At 63.4% G+C, this 21909-nt stretch carries 14 protein-coding genes; 7 read left to right on the forward strand and 7 right to left on the reverse strand.

Annotation, left to right across the window (positions count from 1 at the left end):
• Positions 1-24: 24 nt before the first annotated feature.
• Positions 25-9021 carry a VCBS domain-containing protein gene (locus IVA88_RS27650; protein WP_247500300.1) on the reverse strand — a complete coding sequence of 2999 codons (8997 nt, stop codon included), beginning with the start codon at positions 9019-9021 and terminating at the stop codon, positions 25-27.
• On the opposite strand from IVA88_RS27650, the gene IVA88_RS32600 reads away from it, so the two are divergent.
• The 3 genes from IVA88_RS32600 to IVA88_RS27665 all read left to right on the forward strand — a co-directional run bounded on the left by IVA88_RS32600 (position 8986) and on the right by IVA88_RS27665 (position 11779).
• Positions 8986-9252, forward strand: coding sequence for a hypothetical protein (locus tag IVA88_RS32600; RefSeq protein ID WP_247500301.1), 267 nt, complete (start codon positions 8986-8988; stop codon positions 9250-9252). The two genes, IVA88_RS27650 and IVA88_RS32600, sit on opposite strands and share 36 nt — an antisense overlap.
• A gap of 584 nt (positions 9253-9836) precedes the next feature.
• Positions 9837-10568, forward strand: a complete 732-nt coding sequence (locus tag IVA88_RS27660; protein ID WP_247500302.1) for a transglutaminase-like cysteine peptidase — start codon at positions 9837-9839, stop codon at positions 10566-10568.
• A 95-nt stretch (positions 10569-10663) separates the two neighbouring features.
• Positions 10664-11779: a hypothetical protein gene (locus IVA88_RS27665; protein ID WP_247500303.1), complete on the forward strand. Its 1116-nt coding sequence runs from the start codon at positions 10664-10666 to the stop codon at positions 11777-11779.
• 49 nt (positions 11780-11828) lie between these two features.
• Here the strand turns inward: IVA88_RS27665 and IVA88_RS27670 are convergent, their stop codons facing one another.
• From IVA88_RS27670 to IVA88_RS27695, 6 genes are all read right to left on the reverse strand, one after another.
• Positions 11829-13028: an ABC transporter substrate-binding protein gene (locus IVA88_RS27670; protein ID WP_247500304.1), complete on the reverse strand. Its 1200-nt coding sequence runs from the start codon at positions 13026-13028 to the stop codon at positions 11829-11831.
• Between the two features lie 77 nt (positions 13029-13105).
• A complete protein-coding gene (locus tag IVA88_RS27675; RefSeq protein ID WP_247500305.1) occupies positions 13106-14944 on the reverse strand; it encodes an AMP-dependent synthetase/ligase in 1839 nt (612 codons plus the stop codon).
• Positions 14945-15034: 90 nt separating this feature from the next.
• Entirely contained in the window at positions 15035-15823 is a 789-nt protein-coding gene (locus IVA88_RS27680; RefSeq protein ID WP_247500427.1) for an ABC transporter ATP-binding protein, read from the reverse strand.
• 4 nt (positions 15824-15827) lie between these two features.
• A complete protein-coding gene (locus IVA88_RS27685) occupies positions 15828-16586 on the reverse strand; it encodes an ABC transporter ATP-binding protein (RefSeq protein ID WP_247500306.1) in 759 nt (252 codons plus the stop codon).
• A complete protein-coding gene (locus tag IVA88_RS27690; protein WP_247500307.1) occupies positions 16583-17734 on the reverse strand; it encodes a branched-chain amino acid ABC transporter permease in 1152 nt (383 codons plus the stop codon). Before IVA88_RS27690 ends, IVA88_RS27685 begins: the two co-directional genes overlap by 4 nt.
• A 5-nt stretch (positions 17735-17739) precedes the next feature.
• Positions 17740-18615: a branched-chain amino acid ABC transporter permease gene (locus IVA88_RS27695; protein WP_247500428.1), complete on the reverse strand. Its 876-nt coding sequence runs from the start codon at positions 18613-18615 to the stop codon at positions 17740-17742.
• Between the two features lie 237 nt (positions 18616-18852).
• Here IVA88_RS27695 and IVA88_RS27700 point away from each other — a divergent pair, with 237 nt between their 5' ends.
• From IVA88_RS27700 to IVA88_RS27715, 4 genes are all read left to right on the forward strand, one after another.
• Positions 18853-19641 (forward strand): ABC transporter ATP-binding protein, encoded by a 789-nt coding sequence (locus IVA88_RS27700; protein WP_247500429.1) that lies wholly within the window; start codon positions 18853-18855, stop codon positions 19639-19641.
• Positions 19638-21164, forward strand: coding sequence for a permease (locus tag IVA88_RS27705; protein ID WP_247500308.1), 1527 nt, complete (start codon positions 19638-19640; stop codon positions 21162-21164). The genes IVA88_RS27700 and IVA88_RS27705 overlap by 4 nt, the downstream gene beginning before the upstream one ends.
• 85 nt (positions 21165-21249) lie before the next feature.
• On the forward strand, positions 21250-21504 hold the full coding sequence (locus IVA88_RS27710; protein ID WP_247500309.1) for an AbrB/MazE/SpoVT family DNA-binding domain-containing protein: 255 nt from the start codon (positions 21250-21252) through the stop codon (positions 21502-21504).
• The gene (locus IVA88_RS27715) at positions 21501-21896 is read left to right on the forward strand and encodes a type II toxin-antitoxin system VapC family toxin (protein ID WP_247500310.1); all 396 of its coding nucleotides are present in this window, start codon (positions 21501-21503) and stop codon (positions 21894-21896) included. The genes IVA88_RS27710 and IVA88_RS27715 overlap by 4 nt, the downstream gene beginning before the upstream one ends.
• The last annotated feature ends 13 nt before the right edge of the window (positions 21897-21909 follow it).

Consider the following 21909-nt stretch of genomic DNA (forward strand, 5'->3'; position numbering starts at 1 on the left):
CCGGCCGTCGGGCCCAGGCATTCACTAGGCGTGGAAGATGAAATCGCTGGCCTTGAGGTTTCCGGCAATCATGTTCTTCAAAAGGATCGATTCCTGCTCCGTCACCGACGCGCTGATCTGATGGCTGAAGGTGACCAGGGTATCGCCGGACGGTTGGGTGATCGTGAGATTGCTCACGGAGCCGACGTCCGAGAACTGGCGCAGGTCGATCCTGTCCAGACCCGACACGAAATCGGTGATGGTGTGCTGGGCATTGTCCCCGGTCGAGCCTGGCGCGAACACGAACTGATCCTTGCCGCCGCCGCCGGTCAGCGTGTCGCCAGTCTGGGTCGCGAAAATGACGTCCTTGCCGCTGGTGCCTTGCAAGGTGATGCCCTGGCTGGTGTCGCCGGCCTCGTTGAAGATGAAGTGGACGGTATCGTAGCGACCGGTGGTCGTATCCGTCACCTTCAGCGTGATCTGGTCGGTATCCGGCGGCGTACCGCCGGGATGGTAGGTGATACCGTTCGCCAGGCCGGCATTGATGGCACTGAGCGAGCCGGACGTTGGCGACAGATCGACACTGCTATTGGTCAGAGGCAACGGCGCAGTCGACGCCACGACCGTGAAGGCATGGGCCGAGGCGCCGGCGTCGGCCTCGATGACCGCCAAGTCGATGATCGTGTCGGTGTTGCCGCTGTTGTGCGTGACGTGGAAGCTGGTGGTGTCGATAACCGGACCGCCGTAGACGTTGATCGCCACGTCGCTCGTCACAGTCTTCGTATCGGTCAGAAGGTCGTTCAGGCCGTTTGCTGCATCTGTCACGGTCACGCCGACATGCAGGTTGAACTCGCCCTGGTACCCGACGGGCGCGGTCATTGTCAGTCTAGGCGTGGCGAGGGATCCGATATCCGCCGCATCTATCAGCCAGTGGCCGGCATCCGCACCGGCGCCGAGATGGCCAATCGAGAAGGTCGCGCCAGCCGGATAGCCCGAGAGCTTGATCAGAAGCGTCTCGGAACCATCGGTGTCGGTAATCGCCGCGGTGATGGCCGGCAGCTTGATCGGATTGCCTTCCGAGCCAAACCCTGGCACCGTGAAGACGCGCGCCTCGACATCGTGGCCTCCCACGCCCGGGGAGAACCAGGTCGAGACGATCTTGCCGTCGGTCGTCACGGCGGTCGGGCTGGACCGATCGGCCAGGAAGACCTGGTCGCCGGCTGTGGTCTCGTTGATGACGAAAGACGAACCGACCGAATGCAGCGATGCATCGAAGCGCTGGCCGAGAAGACCGAGGCTCCCGGGGACGTCATGGCCTTGATAGGTAACCAGGAAGCCTCCGTCGGGCAGGGCCTGCAGTGTATCGGTGGTTGCATCCGAGATGCTCACCTCGCTGCCGATCGGAGCACCGGTCGAACTGAAGTGTCTCAGCACGAGCGCGTTCGCATCGTAATAGGAGACGACGATCGACCCGTCCTTCAGGACAGTGAGCTCGCCGCCATACTGATCGCCAGCGGTATGAGTGTTGACCTGCACCTCGCCGCCGAGCTTGTTGCCTTGCGCGTCGAACCGCTGGAAGTAGACGCCCCAGCCGTCCCCGTCCTGACCATAGGAATGCCACGAGGCCACGAAGCCGCCGTCGGCTGTCCCGGCGACGGAGTCGCCCTGCTGCTGGCTGGCAGTCGTGGTGTTAATCAGGAGAGGCCCGGACGTCGCGGTGCCGCTGGCATCGTAGACGACCGCATAGGTGCCGGACGTGCTGCTGTCGGATGCGACGTAGGTGATGACGAAGCCGCCGTTCGACAGCGCGGCGAGCGTGGCATTCTCGCCATAGCCGCTGAGAGAGACCTCGCCGCCCGCCGGTGAACCCGAGCTATCATAGCGCTGCAGGTGGATGGTCGCTCCATTGTTGCTGCCTGAGGTCCAACTCGCGACGAACCCACCGCCTTCAAGCCCGACCACATAGGGGCTCGACTGATCCCCCGCCGTCGCCGTGTTGACGCGGAACTCACCGCCAACCTTTGCGCCGGAGTTGTCATAGTGCTGCGCGTAGATCCCGGTGCCGTCGCCGTCCTGCCCCTGCGACACCCAGGCGATGACGTAGCCGCCGTCCGAGAGCGCGCCGACCGCGCTGTAGGTCTGATCGTTCGCCGAGGTGGTGTTGACCAGGAACTCTCCTGCATCGGCGATCGGCGTATGATTAATGCTGACCGTGGGCGAATCGGCCACGGGGTTCACTTCCGTGCTGAGCGTAGCCGCCTGGGCCGACACGCTGGAGCCGATGCCGGGAGACGTGATGTCGACCAGGACGGGCGTCATGACGTTGGCGCCATAGGTGTCGTCCAGCGCGTGCACGTCGAGGCTGCCCGGCGTGCCGCTGTAATTCGCGGCCGGCACGAAGCGGATCAGCGTGTCGGTGGCAAGCACGAGTGCGCTGATGTTACTGACGCCGGAGATATCGACCCACTGATTGCTGCCGGCAATTTCGTACTGCCAGACGCCCTGCGCCGCCGTGGCATGGGAGGCGGTGATGGCAACGGCCTTGAAGCTCGCGCCGGCATCGGCATCGTGGAAGCCGGCAAAGAGCGTGCCTACGGTGGATCCGGCAGGTGCGCTGGTATCTTCGTTGATCGCGCTGAGTGTCGCGTTATTCAGCGTCGGCGCGTCGTTCTTGCCGGCGATGGTGATCGTGACGTCGGCCGTCTTCTGCTGGCCCTGGTGGTCATCGAGCGTGACGGTCGAGACCACTGTCGCGGTCTGGCCTTCGGCGAGGAAATCCAGCGAACTGTCAGCGATCGAATAGTTCCAGGTGACCATGCCGTTGTTCTTGCCGGTGGTCTGGAGCGACAGCGCGTACTCGAGCGCGTTGGTCTGGTCCGTCGTGAGGAACCCGGAGAGGTTGGTGGTGTGATCGGCGCCTGTCCAACTCACCGTCTGACCCGTGATGGAAGCGGTCGGCCGATCGGTGAGATCGACGTCCTTGAAGTCGATCGAGCCGGTCGCCGCAGTGGGCGTCGGGTCGAGCGCCGAGGAGCCGGTGGTGTTCGCAAGCTCTGGAACGATGGCGGTCAACGTCGCCCCGGCCGCGGTGAAGGCGGGCGCAGCGTCGGCCGCGTTGAACGTAATCAGCGTGCCGCCATGGCCGTCGCTGCTGCCGGCGAAATGAGCATTGCTGTAATCAGCGCCGGTGAGCTTCAACGTGATCGTGTGGTTGTGGGCGTCGCTCACGACAAGCTCGCCGGTCGCGGCATTATAGGTCGCCGACGTGCCGTCATCATAGACGATGCTCGACAGGTCAATCGTATCGTTCGCGGACAATGCCGCGATCGATCCGCTGAAGGTCGACGTATCGATCTGAAGATGGGCGCCGTCGCCGTCGAGCGTGATTGTCTGCGTGACTGTACCGTCGAGCTTCAGCAACGCGCCGACATCGACGGTGACCGAGCCCGAGCCCGACAGCGAGCCGAACAGCGTCAGTGCCCCAGTGTGGACCTCGATGCTGCCGGTATTGGCAATGATGCCCGAAATCGACGCGGTGCCCCAGCTGTCGATGTCCTTGTAATTTTCGATACTCAGCCCGGTCCCGGAGATCGAGGCGCCATGCAGATCGATGGCGCCGTGGTTGACGATCGATGACGCATTGCCAAAGACGCCCGAGCCGGCGACCGTCCAGGTGCCGCCCAGCTCGTTGTTGAACGCCGCGGTAGCAACCGAGATATTGCCGTTGATGTGGCCCGCATTGTTGATCGTAATGGCGCCGCCGGTCTCGACGATGGCGTAGGTCGTGGACGTCACGGCGGAGGCGACTGCGGGTCCGATCGTTCCTGTGGCGAAATTGTCGATCAGCGCGGAGCCGCCGGCCGTGTTCTCCTGGATGAAGATCGCCGCGTGGGCGCTCGGGGCCACGATCGATCCGGTATTGGTGATATGGGTCGAGCCGGTCGCGCCCACCTCGTTCTGCGTCACGCTGATCCCGGCGAGGCTCGTGCTGGTGATACCGCCATGATTGATGATGGTGACGTCGCCGCTGCCGTTGGCAAGGGCGGCTAGGCCGACCGTGCCGGTGGCCGAGCCGTTGTTGGTAACCTTGACGTCGCCGCCGCCGTGATCGAAGGCGCCGATCGCGATGCCCGCGGCAGCAGTGATCGAGGACGTCGCGCCGGTCGTGACCGTGAGGTTGCCGGCACCCCAGGTGAACGCCTCGATGCCGTAGCCCGCATCGGCGATGATCGTCGCATCGCTCGTGACGGTGACGTCGCCCTTGACCGCGCTCGAGAACGTGCCGGTCCCGCCGGGCTTGTAACCGGCGATGATCCCGCCGGGAATGGTGCCATCGTTATTCGAGCTTGAGCCGGAATGGATGATGCCGTGTGCCTCGACCGAGATCGTGCTGCCCACGCTGCTCGCGATCGCAGTCGCATAATTGACCGCCACGATACCGGAGCTGCCCGAAGTGATGCTGTCACCACTTGCCATGGTGACGCTGATGTCGCCCGCATCGATGCTGTAGGCCAAAATGCCGTAGCTTGTCGTGCCGGTCACTGACGCACCGGCACCGAGCGTCACGCTGACGTCGCCGGTACCGCCGCTGAGCGCCTGCGCCCTGATCCCGTCCTCCGCGCCGACGACCGTGGTGTCGGCCGCATCGTTCACCGTGACGTTGCCGTTTCCGTAATTGTAGGCGTGAATACCGTAGCCGGCCGCGGCGGTGATATTGGCGTGGTTGTTAATGAGGACCGAGCCGTTGACACCGGTATTGGCTGCGGCCCCGGTCGTGGCGCCGCTGTAGCCGGCCTGGATACCGGCAGGCGCATTGCCGCTCTGGTTCAAGCTGCTGCCGGAATTGATCGTGCCGTAGGCATTGACCGTGATGGTGCTGCCGGATGCTGCGCCGAGCGAGGTCGTCCGGTTGACGGCGACAATGCCGGAGCTGCCCGAGGTGACGAGGCTGCCAGCTGCCGTCGTGATGGTCTCGCTGCCGGCGCCATAGCTGCGCGCCCGGATGCCGTAGATCAAGCTGCCCGTGATGTTGCCGCCGGCCGCGACGGTGATGTTCCCGTCACCGTGTGTGGTGGCATCGATGCCGTAGTCGCCGCCGGCGGCGCCGCCGAGCTGCGTGATCGAGATGCTGCCAGTGTTGGCCGTGCTCATTTTTTCGACGAGAACACCGGCCGATCCCGCGCCCGCGCCGGTCGCCACGCCGGTGACGTTATTGACCGTGATGGCGCCAGCGCCGGTCGCGCTGTCGCGCAGCCAGATGCCGTGGCCGGCGAGGCCCTTGATGTCGCCGGTCGCCGTAAGCGAGATGCCGCCGGTGCCGTTCTGGGTGACGACCAGGCCGTTGGCCGCGCCGGTCAGCGCGCCGGTCGGCGTGAGAACGATGTTGGCGGGCGCAGCAGATGTGCCGCCCGACGCGGTGAAGTCGAGTGCGTCGCCGCTCGTTGTCGTGATGTCGGCCGCGCCCTTGATCGTGAACGTACCGGCTTTCGTCGATTGGCCGGCAATGGTGCCGGTGAAGCTCTGGCCCGCCACCTTGTCGAGCTGGAGCGTGTCGGTGCCACCGGCGAAGGTCACGGTCTGCGCCGTCGCCCCTGCGAGCTCCAGCGTCGCGCCGTTGTCGATGGTCAGTGAGCCGATGCCGCTAAGGCCGCCTGCGAGATTGAGCGTGCCGGCCTGAACTTCAATGGCACCGGTGTTGGTGACGGCGGCCGTGACGGTGTTGGGACCGGAGACGCTGTAGAGATTGCCGGCATTGCTCAGGCTGCCGCCGTTGATCGAGACGTCGGTCAGATAGAGCTTCGAGTGTCCGTCGACCGTGACCGTCCCGGCGCCGCTGTTGGTGACAGTCAGATTCGTCAGCTTCAGCGTGCCATAATTGATCGCCTTGAGATCCGCGGTGTTGGAGATATCCTCACCGGAGACGTCGAGCACGCCGCCGTTCGCCTGGATCAGATTATGATTGGTGATGGCGTGGGTCGTAGCCGGGTCGATCGTCAGCGTGCCGCTGATAACGGTGATCGTGCCGGTATTGGTGATATCGGCATCGTCGATGGCGCTAGTCCCGACCGACTCCAGCGTGCCCGAAATGATGAGCGCGCCGCCGGTCAGGCTCGCACCGTTCAGGCTCAACTTCTTGCTGGCATCGATCTTGACGGTGCCATCGTTGGTAATGGTGGTGCCGGTGACGGTGGTGTCGTCCAGCGTCAGGGTGGTCAGGGCATCGACCGTGATGCCGCCGCCGCTGACCGCGGCGCTGTTGATCGCGCTGCTGCCGGCGACGTGGATGATGCCGGTGTCGGTGACCGTGCCGCCGGTCACCGTGGTGCCGCTCAGCGTCAGCGTCGTGCCGCCGTCCACCGTCAGCTGGTGGTTCGTGAAGTCGGAGTTGACCAGCGAGCTGTTGCCGGTGATCTCGACCGTGCCGAGATTGTTGACCGAGCCGCCCGTCAGCGTCACGCCGCTCAGGCTCAAGGCGCCGGCCGCGAATACCGTGATGATGCCCCCGCCATTGCCGACGGTCTCGTGGGCGAAATCCGCCGCGCCCTTGACGTTGACCGCCCCTGAATTGTTCAGCGTGCCGTCCTTGATGACGCTGGTGCCGTCGAGTTCGAGCGTGCCGACGATGGTGACCGTGCCACCGCTGATGGTGGCGGTGTCGACGATCAGCGTCGTGCCGGCGCCGGCCTTCAGCGTGCCGCCGGCATTGTGGATTCCGGCCAGCGTCTTCAGCGCGCTGCCGGACAGTTCGATCGTGCCGGAATTGGTGATCGTGGTGCCGCTGGTAAAATCGCCGCCGCCTGCAAGCGTCAGATAGCCCGCATTGGTGAGCACGCTGCTGTCCAGGAACTCGGCCTTGCCACCAACCGAGATCGTGCCTGCCGCAAAATTGGTGAGCTTTGAATCTGCCCTGAGGCTGATCTCGCCCGCAATCGTCAACGCGCTCTTGTTGATCACTTCCGGTGCCGTGTGGCTGACCGTGGTGTCGTAGTCGTTCATCGTCAGCGACTTGGCGTAGGCCGGCGCGTCGATCGTCACCGGATAGGACGGCGTCAGCCCGTGCAGCTGGTCGGTGATGACGATGACGTCGTCGTCAATGGTCGGGACAGTGCCGGTTTCCCAGTTCGCCGCGTCCTTCCAGAACCCGCCGGAGGGAGCGCCGGCATGCTCCGTTGCGATCCACACCACGGCGGGCGCATCGTGGCCCGTGATCGTGACGGTGATGGTCTGTTGCGAGATGGCGCCTTGCGAATCCGTGAGCGTCACGGTGTAGGTCAGCGTCAGCACCTCGCCCTTCGGAATGAAGTCGGCGAGGTAGACGGGAAGGTTGGCAAGCGACCAATTGATTGTGCCCGTGCCGTCCCCGGTGCTGTCGGCACCCGCCGCGATCGCGACCGACATCGCGCTCTGGAACGCGGCGAGCGGGCCCGGCGGCACCGTGCCGTCAGGCAGGGTCGCACTGGTGAGCGCCACCGACACCGTATGCTTGTCGGTGAGATCGACGTCGTCGAAGCTCAGCGTGCCCGTCGTCGGCACGTCGCTGGTGAGCGGGCCGCCCGGCACGCTGGTGCCGCCTTCGAAGGTAATGGTCGGAACGCTGGTGGTGATCACCGGCTTGTCGTTGGTGCCGGTGATCGTGATGGTGATCGGGATGTAGGTGGTTTCGTTGTTCGCGGCGAAATTGTTGTCGACGCGAACCCTGTAGATCAGCGTCAGCGTTTCACCGGCCGCAAGAAAGTCGAAGACGTGGTCGGGGAGGGTGTAAGTCCAGATCGCCGAGCCGTTGTTGTCGTTGCCGGCGGTGGGATCGACTGAGATATCGATCTGGGTCGCCGCGATGTCCTGCTTCTGCAGCGCCGTGAGCGATGCGGTGACATCGTGCAGGCCGGCGTCCTTGTAGCTGTAGTTGGGCGCCTCGGCGAGATCCACCTTCACCGTCGGCCTGTCGCCCTGGTTGAAGTCGAGGAAGGTGATCTTGCCACTGACCGTGTCGCGATCCGCGGTGTCGCCGGTCTTGTCGGCGCGCTCGGCCAGGGCGAATGCATCCTGCACGTTGCCGTTGAGGTCGAGGCTGCGCGCATTGGGCGGACCGGGGATGCGGTTGTTGGACGTCGTATGATCGACGGGCAACTGCGGCGCTACGCCCAACTGATTGAGATTGACGAAGGTCGGGATCGCGACATAGCCCGCGGCCGTCTTGATCACCAGACCATCGCTGGTCTGCGTGATCGAGTCGGTGAAGTTCGTGGTCAGCTTGGTGTTGCTGTTGTTGTCCGTGAACTTCAGCGTGAACACGTCCGTGATCAGCTTCTGAATGTCCGGCGACATCAGGGCATTGGAGATCGAGACGTTGCCGCCACTGATCTGGATCATCTGCCCGGCCTGATTGACTGTCGCAATCGGCAGCAGCGTGACCTTGTCGAACAGGATGTAGGAGCCCGTCGTGCCGTTCGGCTCGACCAGCACCTGGAAGCTCGCCTGCGGCTGCGGATCGCCGCCGCCGGCGGGAACGACGAAATTGATCTGGCTCAGCACCGCCGTGCCGCGGATGCCCATGGTGGCGACCGGCGTGTCGACCTTCATGTCGCCGTGCTTGGCTGTCTCGCCGGCAACGAAGGTGATGGTGCCCGCGACCAGACTGAGCAGTGAGGAATTGTTCGACCCGTTGGGGTCGTAGACCATTTCGTTCAGCACCATCCGCGCATTGGAGGACAGGCCGAACACCGTGCCGTCGATGAACGTGATGCCGAGCGTCGAGTCCCCGCCGGTCGAGACCACGTCGCCCTTCTCGACGTTGTCGCCGTTGTTCAGGATGACGGAGACGCCGTTGCGGATCGCGGTCGCGCTGCCGGAGAGCTTGGTGACGTGGCCGATGACCTGTGCGGCGGCAATGCCGGACACGGCCTGCGCATATTGCACATGGCCCGTAAGCGCGTTGACGATGTCGCCGGTAAGGTGCGCGCCATCCGGCGACGAGATCGCCGCGCGCTTCTCGCCCCTGAAATAATCGTGAACGACAAACTCGTGACCATCGTGGGACAGCACGAGATCGCTGCCTGCGCGCCTGAACTCGCCGTTGAAGATCAGATTCGGATCGGGAACGACGAACGCGCCCTCAGGGACGTGACCATGCGCCTTCGCGATAAAAGATTTCCCCGCGAAGGAATCGAGATGGGCATCGGCGGGCGAGTGGGAACCGCCGCCATCCAAGGAAATCGCGGCGTCAAATTTGCCGGCGTAATTCAATTGGGCACCAAAAAAAGGGTTAAAATCTAAGTAAGTATCGATGGCCTAAGCTTGCTTATCATTACCAAGTCCTTAGCGAAACCATCTATTGCTTGTGTGATTTCACATCACCAAGCGGCCGGCGCCCCTGCACGGCCACGCCCCTACGGAGGAAGCAGCGTATTTCCGGAAATGTCTGCAAGTAAATTTGCGCTTATCCGAGCCCATTTTGGTACCCCCGTGTATTCGTTTGTATAAATTGTACGCCGAATACTTGTGTCATCTTTCCTTCGTGGTGCCCCGCAACATACTGCGGCAAATACGGAGCCAAATCTGTGATCCAATTAACAGAACCCCTGAAATAGCGGTTCGTTAGCCGTGCGACGCGGAACCGGCGGCGGCACAACCGTTACCTGCAATGGGTTCCATTTCGCGGCAGGAGCCCTGCCTAACCCAGATGCGTAAAATTTTACGCAATTTGGGCAGGCCGGTTTCAGCCTGTTCCCCGATCTTGGAGCCCCAGCCCGGCGCGTTAAGCAGAACAAAACCGCCCGCCTCGCACTATCTGCGCGAAAGCAACAAAGCCTGGCACGTGCAGGTCGAGGGGACCTGGCGAAGCCGGAAGGGGATGTCAGATGGAGACCGCTGCTCGCTCGCGCGCCTGGCGCGCAATCCTTGTGCTGTGCGGATTGATCCTGCTCGGATCAACCGCCGAGCTTCGCGCTGGCACGCTGCTGTCGCCGGGAGCCGGCGTCCTCGTCCGCAAATCCGCCGAGCCGTTCGGGGTGTTCGCCTTCGCCATCTCTGCCGGCAGCCTGCAGCAGAAATGGCTCGCACTGAGGTCCAGGCTCGATGATGACCTGGTGCAGCTCGCGCTGTGCGACGGCGACCGGGAGAATTGCGCTTCGCCCGCTGCGCTGAAACTGCTCGCCATCGTCGACCAGGCCCGCAGCCGTGACGGCCGCGCTCTGCTGGGCGAAACTAATCGCGCCATTAACCTCGCTATCCGTGCCGCCAATGACGGTCCTGAGGACGTCTGGAGCTCGCCGCTTGCGACCTTCGCGCGCGGCGCCGGGGATTGCGAGGACTATGCCATTGCCAAGCTCGCCGCCCTGCGGCTCGCGGGCGTCGCCACCGAAGATCTCCGCATCGTCGTGGTGCGCGACACCCGCGCCGGCGAAGAGCATGCGGTTGCCGCTGCACGGCTCGACGGCCATTGGCTGATGCTCGACAACCGCCGCATGGCCATGGTCGAGGACGACGCTGCACGGGGCTACCAGCCGCTGTTCGTGCTCTACCAGTCGGCCGTGATGAAATATGTCGACGAACCCGTGCGGTTCTCGATGGTCGCCGCCGAGGCGCGTTGATCGTACCGGTCTGGTAGCCAACCGTCGGTCACAAAGCCATTTCGCCGCGCGATCCGGGACGCTAGCATGGCCGCGGATAGGCGGGGGCGACTGGAATGCGGTTGATCGTGCTGACTTTGCTTGCGCTGCTGGCCTTGCCGGCGGCTACAGCTTTCGCGCAATCCAGCCGCTCCGTCGCCGACAGGCTGCCGCTGTTCGCCAGGAACAACTGTCGGCAGATCCGCGATCCCGGCAATCAATTGTTCTGCGGTGATGCCGAGCTTGCCGCCGCCGCCGAGAAGCTGAGCACGGGAATCGAGGCGCGGCTTGCCCGGCTGCCCGATCGCCTGCCTGGAATCGAGGAGAACGCGATCTGGACCCGCCAGCGCAACCTCGGCTGCGGCATCGTCGGCCAGACCGCGATCCGCACCGACGATTTCGACCGGGTGAAGGCATGTCTCCTCAAGGTGACCGAGGAGCGCGCGGCGATCGTGCGCGATCCGGACTTCGACTGTCTCGCGGCCAACACCGCCGCGGGCGCGCTGATCTGCGCGGACCCGTCGCTGGCGCTTACCGAGAGCGAGTTGAACAGCCAGGTTCTCAGTCTGATCGGCAAGCTTGATCCGACCGCTGCACGCTTTGCCTTCGCCGAATATGGCCGGTGGACGCGAGAGCGCGATCGCAAATGCAATCTCGTCGGCAAGGAGAACGTGCCGCTCGGAGAGCTCGAGTCCGCGGAAGACTGTCTCGCCGGCTATCTGAAGCACAAAGCCGACGAGATTGGCGCTGCGAAAGGCGATCCGAAGAAGGTGTTCGGCCGGCAGGTCGCAGCCCGCTTGCCTGACAGCGATGCTGTCGACTTCTGCGCAGCGCGAATCCACGCGGCCAATTCCTGCGGCAACTTCCTCCGCATCAACCGCGTCTACGCGCTCGACAGCCAGGTGACCGAGCAGGACGCGCAGGTCACGGGCGAGATCGAGATGGCCGTGCTGGCGCCCTTCGCCATCTGTAGCAAGATCGCCACCACCTGCACGGGCACCTGCTGGGACGCCATAACGGGTCGTCCGCAGCCTGGCATCGGCAACAAGGAGCGCTCCGCAGACGCCTTCAACGTCACACGCCGCCTCAGGATCCAGCGCACTTTCGCGTTTGTGAAGGCCGCCGACGGCTGGCGCTGCCGGGAAGACGAGTTGGCCCCGGTGAATTCGGGCACCGCGGGTGGGGGATCATAGGCTGCCTCCTCTGCCTCTCCCCGCATTTACGGGGAGAGGTTAAGAGAGATCAGAACATCAGGTTGTCCTTCACCAGAACCCAGCGGCCGCCTTTGACCTGTTGCACCTGAGTAATGGTGCTGGCGAGATGGTCGGTCTTGGAGAACTTCGTCGGAGGCGAGTTGAAGATGTCGACGAACTTGTCTCCGGATTCCAACGCGTCCAGCATCTTCTGGCCGGTCAGGTCCTTGCCCGCCTTCTGCGCATAGAAGGCGAACGTCATCACCGCATTGTAGCCGATGATGGCCTGGGTGTTGGCGTCGGTACCGAACGTCTTCTTGTAGGTGGCGAGCCAGTCCTTGACCTTGCCCTTGGCCGTGTCCTCGTAAGGAATCTCGAAGAGGGCGGCTGCATAGAGGCCTTCCACCGCCTCCTTGCCGAGCATGGGCACCTCCATCACGTTGGTCGGCGTCGCGCCGAGGAAGGTGACGTCCCAGCCGAGCTTCTTGGCTTCCGTCATTGCGCCGATGGGCTCACGGAGCACGGCGCCGAGCACGACCAGGTCGCAGCTATCGGACTTCATCTTGGCGATCTGCGCGCTGAAGTCGGAGGCGCCGCGCTTGTAGCTCGTGATCGACGCCGGCTGCAGCTTCATCGCGGTGAGCTGCTGGTTGAAGCCGTCGAGCACGTTCTTCCCATACTCGTCGTCCTGGTACATGATGCACGGCTTCTGGAAATTCTTCCACTCCATCATGTATTTCAGCGCCGCCCGCGTGCTCTCGACATAGGGCAGCAGGTTGTTGAACTTCAGCCGCTCCTGCGGCTTGGCCGGATCGAACTTGAAGGTGAACTCGGCCGCGGTCAGCGGAAAGAGCTGAAGCACGCCGGCATCGAGCAGGATATCCTGTGCGGCGAGCACGGTCGGCGAGCCCATCGGTCCCACCATCGCGAAGATCTTGTCGCGCTCGATCAGCTTCTGCGATGCGAGCACGGCCTTTTTCGGATCGTAGCCGCTGTCCTCGACAACCAGCCGAATCTTTCGACCGTGGACGCCGCCGGCGGCGTTGATCTCCTCGACCGCCATCTTCATGCCGTTCGAGACCGGCACGCCCCAGCCCTTGATCGGCCCCGACAGATCCTGATGGGTGCCGATGACGATCTCGGAAGCCGAGATGCCTTCATTGGTGACCTTGGTTTGCGCGACGGCGGGCAGACAGGTGAGCATCACCGCGCCTGCCGCAAAGCCGAACGTTCGAAACGATCTCGACATTGACGTCTCCTCCTTGGGGCCCCTATGATGCGAAGGGTGGGGCCATCACTCCTTCGCTGTTATTCAAACAAGATTGTTCAAGCCACCGCCCGCGCCGGATACATCGCGTCGATCTCGACGGCATAGCGCTTGTTCACGAAGCCGCGCTTCAGCTTCATGGTCGGCGTCAGCTCCTCGTCCTCCGGAGTGAGCTGGCGTTCGATCAAATAGAATCTCTTGATGGTCTCGACGCGAGCGAAATTGGTATTGACCCCTTCGATCTCGCGCCAGATCAGGTCCTGGACCTCCGTCGCGCGGCACAGGCTGGCATAGTTGGTGAACGGGATGTCATGGTCCTGGGCGAATTTCTCGACATTTTCCTGGTCGATCATCACGAGGCAGGTGAGGTACGGCCGCTTGTCGCCGATCACCACGGCATCCGAGATGTAGGGCGAGAATTTCAGCTGATTCTCGATCTCGGATGGCGTGATGTTCTTGCCGCCGGAGGTGATGATGATGTCCTTCATCCGGTCGGTGATGCGGACGAAGCCCTCATTGTCGATCGTGCCGACGTCGCCGGTATGCAGCCAACCGCGATGGTCGATCGTCTCAGCTGTCCTCTCCGGCTGGTTCAGATAGCCCATGAACAGGAAGTCGCCCTTGATCAGGATTTCCCCCTCGGGCGACAGCGCCACTTCGCCCCAGGACACCGCCTTGCCGACGGAGCCGAGCTTGATCCGCTCCGCCGGCATCATGGTGGCAACGCCGCAATTCTCGGTCTGGCCGTAGACCTCGTGGATATCAATGCCGAGCGCGAGAAACCAGCGGATCAGCTCCGGTGCGATCGGCGCCGCGCCGGTGAAGGCGACGCGGCAGCGGTCGAGCCCGATCATGCGGCGAATGTTGCGGAAGGCTAGCCGGTAAGCGATGCCGTTGGCGATGCGCAACGACAGCGGCGGGTCCTTCCCTTCGATCCTGCAATCGACCATGCGATAGCCGATGCCGATGGCACGGCGGTAGACCCATTGCTGGAACGGCGTCGCATCCTTCAGCGCTATTGTGATGGCGGAATAGAATTTTTCCCAGATGCGCGGCACCGCGAGGAAGATGGTCGGCTGCACCTCGCGCAGATTGTCCGGCACGGTCTCCGGACTCTCCGCAAAATTCATCACCGAGCCGAGCGCGACCGAGATGTAATAGCCGCCGATCCGTTCGGCGACGTGGCAGAGCGGCAGGAAGATCAGCCGGTCCTCGTTCTCGCGCCCCGGAATGAAATCGTTGGCGTGCCGCATCTGGTGCGTGACGCTGCGGTTGGCGTGCATGGCGCCCTTGGGCGGCCCCGTCGTGCCGGATGTATAGACGAGGACCGCGAGATCGCTCGCGCTGCGGCTGCCGATCATCTCCTGCCACAGCGCTTCGCGGCCCGCCATGTGGTTGCGCCCAAGCGCGCGGAACTCGTCGAGCGACATCACCATATCGTCGGAGAAGCCGCTGAGGCCCTCCATGTCGAAGACGATGATCTTTTTCAGAGACGGACAGCGTGCGCGGCAGGCCAGGATCTTGTCGAGCTGCTCCTCGTCCTCGGCGAAGATCACTCCTGTCCGGGAATCGTTGACGAGATATTCGACCTGGGATGAGGCATCGGTCGGATAGATGCCGGAGGAAACGCCGCCGGCGCACAGAATGCCCATGTCGGCATGGACCCACTCCGGCACGGCGTTGGCGATGATGGAAGCGACGTCGCCGGGCCTGAAGCCGATGGCGTGCAGCGCGTAGGCGATCTCCCTCGAGATCGCCAGCCATTCGCGCCAGCTCGTCGGCTGCCAGATCCCGAACTTCTTCTCGCGTATAGCCGGCCTGTCGCCCCGCGTCTCCGCGGCGCGCAAAAAGCTTTTCGCGATCGTGTCAGCGACCGTCAGCACCGCCGGTCGGGCCATGCACGTCTCCTCCCTGTCGCGTTCCCCTCCGTTTGCCTGCCTTGGCGGCGGTCTATATGGGCGGATGGGCTCTGGCATTTAAGGCTTCCTCTAACGCCATGTCTTCTTCTTTTTCCAGCGCCGCTCGCCTCGTGCGCCCGCTTCCTTGGCGCCAAGGTAGAATTCCTGGATGTCCTGGGAATGCATCAAGCGGTCGCAGGTGTCGTTCATCACGATGCGGCCGATCTCCAGCACATAGCCGTAATGCGCCGTCTCCAGCGCCACCTTGGCGTTCTGCTCGACCAGCAGGATCGACATGCCCTGCTCCTCGTTGACCCGGCGGATGATGGTGAAAATCTCCTTCACCAGGATCGGCGACAGCCCCAGCGAGGGCTCGTCGAGCAGCAACAGCGTCGGGCGGTTCATCAGTGCGCGGCCGATTGCGAGCATCTGCTGCTCGCCGCCGGAGAGCTGTCCGGCCGGTTGGTTGATGCGCTCCTTCAGCCGCGGGAAATAGCCGTAGACGCGCTCCAGATCTTCCGCAACGCCGTCACGATCCTTGCGCGGATAGGCGCCCATCATCAGGTTCTCGCGCACGGAGAGAAATGGAAACACCTCGCGTCCCTCCGGCACGTGGCTGAGGCCGAGCCGCACGATTCTGTCCGCCTCCATGCGCTGGATCGACTTGCCCATGAACTCAATGGCGCCCTTCTGCGGATCGAGAATGCCCGAGATCGTCTTCAGCACCGTGGTCTTGCCGGCGCCGTTGGCACCCAGCAGCGTGACGATGCGGCCGCGCGGCACTTCGAGCGAAATGCCGCGGATCGCCATGATCGGCCCGTAATAGCTCTCGACATTGGAGAGTTTCAGGATGATGTCTGGTGTCACCACGGCATCCATCGTGTCAGGCTCCCAGATACGCGGCGACGACATCGGGGTGCTGCTGCACTTCGGCGGGCGAGCCCATCGCCAACACTCGGCCGTAGTTGAGCGCGATGACGCGGTCGGAGACCCGGTTGACCAGCGACATGTCGTGCTCGACCATGAGCACGGTGACGCCGAGCTCGCTCCTCAGGTCGCGGATCCAGAACGACATGTCGCCGGTCTCCTCCACGTTGAGGCCGGAGGACGGCTCGTCGAGCAGGATCAGCTTCGGCTCCGAGCACAGCGCACGCGCCAGCTCGATCACCTTGCGCACGCCGTAAGGCAGACCCGAGATCAGCTTGTCGCGGTAGGGCTCGAGATCGAGGAATTCGATGACCTGCTCGACCCTGCGGCGATGAACCTTCTCGCCGGCGCGTACGCTCGGCAGGAACAACAGCTCCTGCCAAAGCTGCGTGGTCGAATGTCGGTGGCGGCCGACCAACAGGTTCGACAGCACAGACGCATTCTCGAACAGCTCGATGTTCTGGAAAGTGCGGGCGATGCCGAGCCTTGCGATGTCATAGGGCGGCTGCTCCGTGATGTCCTGGTCCTCGAAGAAGATGCGACCCGAGGTCGGCCGGTAGATCCGCGAAATCAGGTTGAAAATCGAGCTCTTGCCGGCGCCGTTGGGCCCGATGATCGAGAGGATCTCGCCCTTTTCGACCGCGAACGACACCGCATCGACGGCCTTCAGCCCGCCGAAATGCAGCGACAAACTCTCGGCGCGAAAATAGCTCATCGGTTCCGCTCCGACTTCACGTAGATCTTCTGCCGCTTGAAGGTGGCACGCTTGTAGAGCGGGAACAGCTGGAAGAAGAGCTTTATCTTGAGCCAGCGGCCGTAAAGCCCGAGCGGCTCGAACAGCACGAACAATACGATGATGATGCCGTAGATCGCGCCTTTCAGGCCGTTGAGCGAGGCAAAGGTCGCGACCTTGGACTGGACATTGGCCGCGGCTTGCGTGCCCGCTCCGAACGTCGCGGCAATGCCGGCGATGATGCCGGGCATGTCGTCCTTGAGGTAAGTGAGGAAGGGATCGATCATCACGATGAAGATCGCTCCCAGCACCGCGCCGTGCAGGCTGAAGGCACCGCCGATCAGGATCACGATAATGAACTCGATCGAGAGCTGGAGCGTGAACATCTCCGGCGAGATGAAGGAGAGCTTGTGCGCGAACAAGACGCCGGCAAAGCCGGTGATCGCCGCGGAGATCGCAAACGATTTGACTTTGTAGAGTGCGACATTGACGCCCATGCTGCGCGCCGCAGTCTCGCTGTCGCGGATCGCGACGAAGGCGCGCCCGGTCGGCGAACGCAGTAAATTGAGCGTGCCGACGATGGTCAGCACCAGCACGGCGAGGCAGAGGAAATAGAAAGTCGGGCTGTCGCGCGAGACTGCGACCCCAAACAGCGACACCGCCTTGATCCGCATGCCCTCGTTGCCGTTGGTGACGCTCTCCCAACGCGCCAGGATCTCCTCGACGATGAAGGCGAAGGAGATGGTGGCGATGACGAGATAGATGCCTTGCAGCCGCAGCGCGGGGAAGCCGACCAGCGCACCGATCAGCCCGGTCAGGAGCCCGGCGGCGAGAAAGTAGACCGGGAACGGCACACCATATTTCTGCAGATAGGCCGCCGTATACGCGCCGATCGCGAGAAACGCCGCATGCCCGAGCGAGGCCTGCCCGGTGAAGCCTGTCAAGATCAGCAGCGCCACGCCGACGGTCGCATAGATGCAGACGAAGACGAGCTGGCTCATCACATAGCTGGAGAGCACATAGGGCGCGATCAGCAGCACGGCCAGCAGAAGACCGTACGAGACGAAATAGCCCGAATGCGGAAACAGCCTGATGTCGTCTTCATAGTCGGTCTTGAACAGGAAGCGCATGGCGTTCAAACCTTCTTGCGGACGTGAAGGCCGAACAGGCCTTCGGGCTTGAGCAAGAGCACGGCGAGCAGCACGATGTATGGCGCGACGTCCTTCCAGCCCTCGGCCAGATAGAAGCCGGCCATGCTCTCGATGACGCCGATCAGGACGCCGCCAACGACGGCACCGGGGATCGAGCCGAAGCCGCCGAGCACGGCGGCCGGAAACGCCTTCAGGCCAAGCACCAGACCGACATTGGAATGGATGAAGGTGATCGGTGCCAGCAGCACGCCGGCGCAGGTCGCAACCGCCGCGCTGATCGCCCAGACGATCGACACGACGCGCTTGACCGGGATGCCCATGTAATAGGCCGCCAGCATGTTCTCGGAACTGGCGCGCATCGCGGTGCCGAGCGTGGTCTTGTTGAAGAACAGCCAGAGCAGCGTGCAGAGGATGGCCGTCGCCGCGATCACCGAGAGCTTGTCATCGGCGAGCACCAGCGAACCAATACGCAGCACGCCCTGGCTGAACGGCGTGTCGATCTTGAAATCGTCGGTGCCCCAAATCATGCCGGAGACCGAGCGCAGGAAATAGCCCAGGCCGATGGTGGCCATGATGATGGAGAACTGCGGATAGCCGAGGATCGGCCGCACCACCACGCGCTCGGCCAGCATGCCGAACAGCGCCATCGCCGCCACCGCGCCGGCAAAGCCGATCCAGTAGTTCAGGCCCATCATGCCGATGAAGGTGAAGGCGAAGAAGCCGCCCAGCATCATCAAATCGCCCTGGGCGAAATTGACGACCTCGGTGGCCTTGTAGACGAGCACGAAGCCGAGCGCGATCAGGCCGTAGACGCAGCCGAGCGCAACACCGCTGACCAGCTGCTGAACGAAATCCAGCATCGCCGCGAACTCCTCCTGATACAGCCGGTGGTTCTTCTGACCGCCTTGCCGCATCTTGTGTTCAGTCGCTACGCAGTCGTGTCGCTGCGTTCGCGCCATTCGTCCCGTCGCCAATTCAGCCTGAACCGCCAAGCGCTGTCAACAAACGGTGACTTGTAAGGGTGACTTGCCTTTAGTCCAATCCGGATGACGGAATTTGCGGCAGCGCGATTCACGGTGCCGAAACATCTTCGGGTCATGGTCGCGAGCGATGCAAAACCGCAAGGTGTGGCCGTCATGAAGCCGAACGACTGGGCGCTCGAAGTCCTGGGGTTAACGAAGCGTTTTGACCGTCTGGCGGTCGATCGCCTCGATCTCACCATCCATGCCGGCGAATTCTATGCGCTGGTCGGCCCTAACGGCGCCGGCAAGACCACCACTTTGCGCATGGTTGCAGGCCTTTTGCGGCCCGATGCCGGCGCGGTCTCGATCTTCGGCACCGATGCGCTCCAAAACCCCGTCGCCGCCAAGCAGGTGATGGCGTGGGTCTCCGACGAGCCCATGATCTATGACAAGCTCACGCCGCTCGAATATCTCGAATTCGTCGCCGGCCTGTGGGGTATCACACCATCGGTCTCGGAACCGGTCGCTGCGGGGCTCCTGAACTCGCTCGGGCTCGAGCCGCACCGGCACGAACGCTGCGAGGGCTTTTCCAAGGGCATGCGCCAGAAGGTCGCTCTCGCCGGCGCACTGGTGCACGATCCCCGCCTCATCATTCTGGACGAACCGCTGACCGGACTGGACGCCGTCTCCGCCCGCCACGTGAAGGGATTGCTGAGCGATCGCGTCCGCGCCGGCTGCACCGTCATCATGACCACGCATATCCTCGAGGTCGCCGAACGCATGGCCGACCGCATCGGCGTGATCGCAGCCGGGCGCCTGGTTGCCGAGGGCACGCTGACCGAGCTGCGCCAGCAGAACGGCCATGCCGACACCAGCCTTGAAGATCTCTTCATCGCGCTAGTGACGCTTCCGGAAGCCGCATGAGCTCGGCCACCGCGCTCTCCTGGTTCGCCCGCCACGAACTCCGGCTCGCCTGGCGCGAATGGCTCGCCATGATGACCGGCGGGCGGCGCAAACGGGCGCGGACGGCAGTCGTCGGCCTGCTGTTCTTCGCAGCGCTGCTGCACGTGCCGGCCTGGGCGGTGATCGGCCGCTTCGCCGACCTGCAATTGCCGCTCGACAAATCCTCGCTGATCGTGATCTCGGCGACGATTTTTCTCGCCTGGACGTTGATGCTGTCGCAGGCGATCGAATCGGTGACGCGGGTATTTTACGCACGCGCCGATCTCGATCTCATCATGTCCTCGCCCGCGACGCTGGCCAATCTGTTCTCAGTGCGCATCGCCGCAATCGCGCTCACCGTCACGGTGATGGCGCTGTTGTTCTCGACGCCCTTCATCGACGTGCTGGTGTTCGGGGGCGGCGCGCGCTGGCTTGCAGCGTTCGGGGTCGTCGTCGCCATGGGCCCGTCGGCCGCAGCGATCGCGATCGGCGTCACCATCCTGCTGTTCCGCCTGATCGGCCCGGCGAGGACACGGTTCGTCGCCCAGATCCTCGCCGCGATCATCGGCGCCGGCTTCGTGATCGCGCTCCAGGTCGCGGCGATCATGTCCTACGGCACGCTGTCGCGCTTCACCATCCTGACCTCGGGCACCTTGGCCGCCTACGCGCCCGATACCGACAGCATCTGGTGGTGGCCGGCGCGGGCGACGATGGGGGACGCCGAAGCGCTGCTGCTGTTTCTGGCGCTCGGGCTCGTGCTGCTCGGAAGCGTCATGGCGATCTTCTCGGGCCGCTTTGCAGACACCGCGATCGATGCCGCCGCCTATGCCGCGTCCGGCCGCCGAAGGGCGATGCAGCGCCCGTTCCGCGGCGGATCGCGGCAGCGGGCGCTGCGGCGCAAGGAATTTTCGCTGCTCTGGCGCGATCCCTGGCTGATCTCGCAGACGCTGATGCAGCTGCTCTATCTTGTGCCGCCGGCGCTGCTGCTCTGGCGCAACTTTGCCGACAGCTCCGCGGCGCTGACGCTGATCACGCCGGTCATCGTCATGGCCGCGGGACAACTCGCCGGCGGGCTTGCCTGGCTGACGATCTCGGGCGAGGACGCGCCCGATCTGGTTGCGACCGCGCCGCTGACTCCGTCCAGCGTCACCCGCGCAAAAATCGAGGTGGTGCTGATCGCGATTGCCGTCATCTTCTGCCCGCTGATCGCAGCGCTCGCTTTCGCCTCGCCGCTCCAGGCCGCGGTCAGCGCAGGTGCGGTCATCGTCAGCGCGGCCTCCGCGACCGCGATCCAGCTCTGGTTCCGAGTGCAGGCCCGGCGCAGCCAATTCCGCCGCCGGCAGACCTCGTCGCGGCTTGCGACCTTCGCCGAGGCGTTCTCCTCGATCGGCTGGGCTGCCAGCGCCGCGCTGGTGCTCACGCTGCCCATCGTCGGCCTCATCAGCGGCCTGATCACCGCGGGCCTTGTGGCCGTGACCTGGAAGTTCAGCCCAAGGCGCGAGTAATAGAAGGCGTAAGTGAAGGCTGCCTCCCTTGTAAGTAAGGATAAATTGCCTTACCTATCAAAGATCTCAAGAATTGAGGGAACCCATGAGCACGCTCACCGTCACGGCAAAGGGGCAGGTTACGCTGCGGAAAGACCTCCTGGAGCACCTTGGTGTGCATCCGGGCGACAAGATCTCGATAGAAAAGCTTCCCGGGGGGCGAGTTGAGGTGAAAGCAGTTCGGCCCACCGGAAAGATTTCGGATGCCTTCGGCTTCCTGAAAGGAAAAACGAACGGTCGATCGCTGTCGGTCGAAGAGATGAACGAGATCATAGCTGACGGCTGGGCCGGCAAGCGATGAAGATAACACCCGACACCAATGTCCTGGTACGGGTTCTGGTCGGGGATGATGCCGAACAAAGCAAAGCGGCCGCAGCCGTTCTCAAGAAAGCAGACGTAGTAGCCATCTCGATCTCCGCACTGTGCGAGCTGGCCTGGGTCCTCTCACGAGGCTACAAAACATCTGCTGAGAATATCGCGGCGTCCATCCGGCACTTCATCAATGCCTCCAATGTGGTCGTCAACCGGCCTTTAGCGGAGGCTGGGTTGGCACTCCTCGATGCTGGCGGCGATTTTGCCGATGGTGTCATTGCTCATGAGGGTTATTGGCTCGGCGCCGAGACCTTCGTTTCATTCGATAAAAAGGCCGTGAAGCTAGTAGAGGCAAGCGGCGGAATGGCGCGGCTGCCGTAGCGACGCATGACGT

The sequence above is a fragment of the Bradyrhizobium sp. 149 genome, assembly GCF_023073915.1.
Taxonomy (GTDB): domain Bacteria; phylum Pseudomonadota; class Alphaproteobacteria; order Rhizobiales; family Xanthobacteraceae; genus Bradyrhizobium.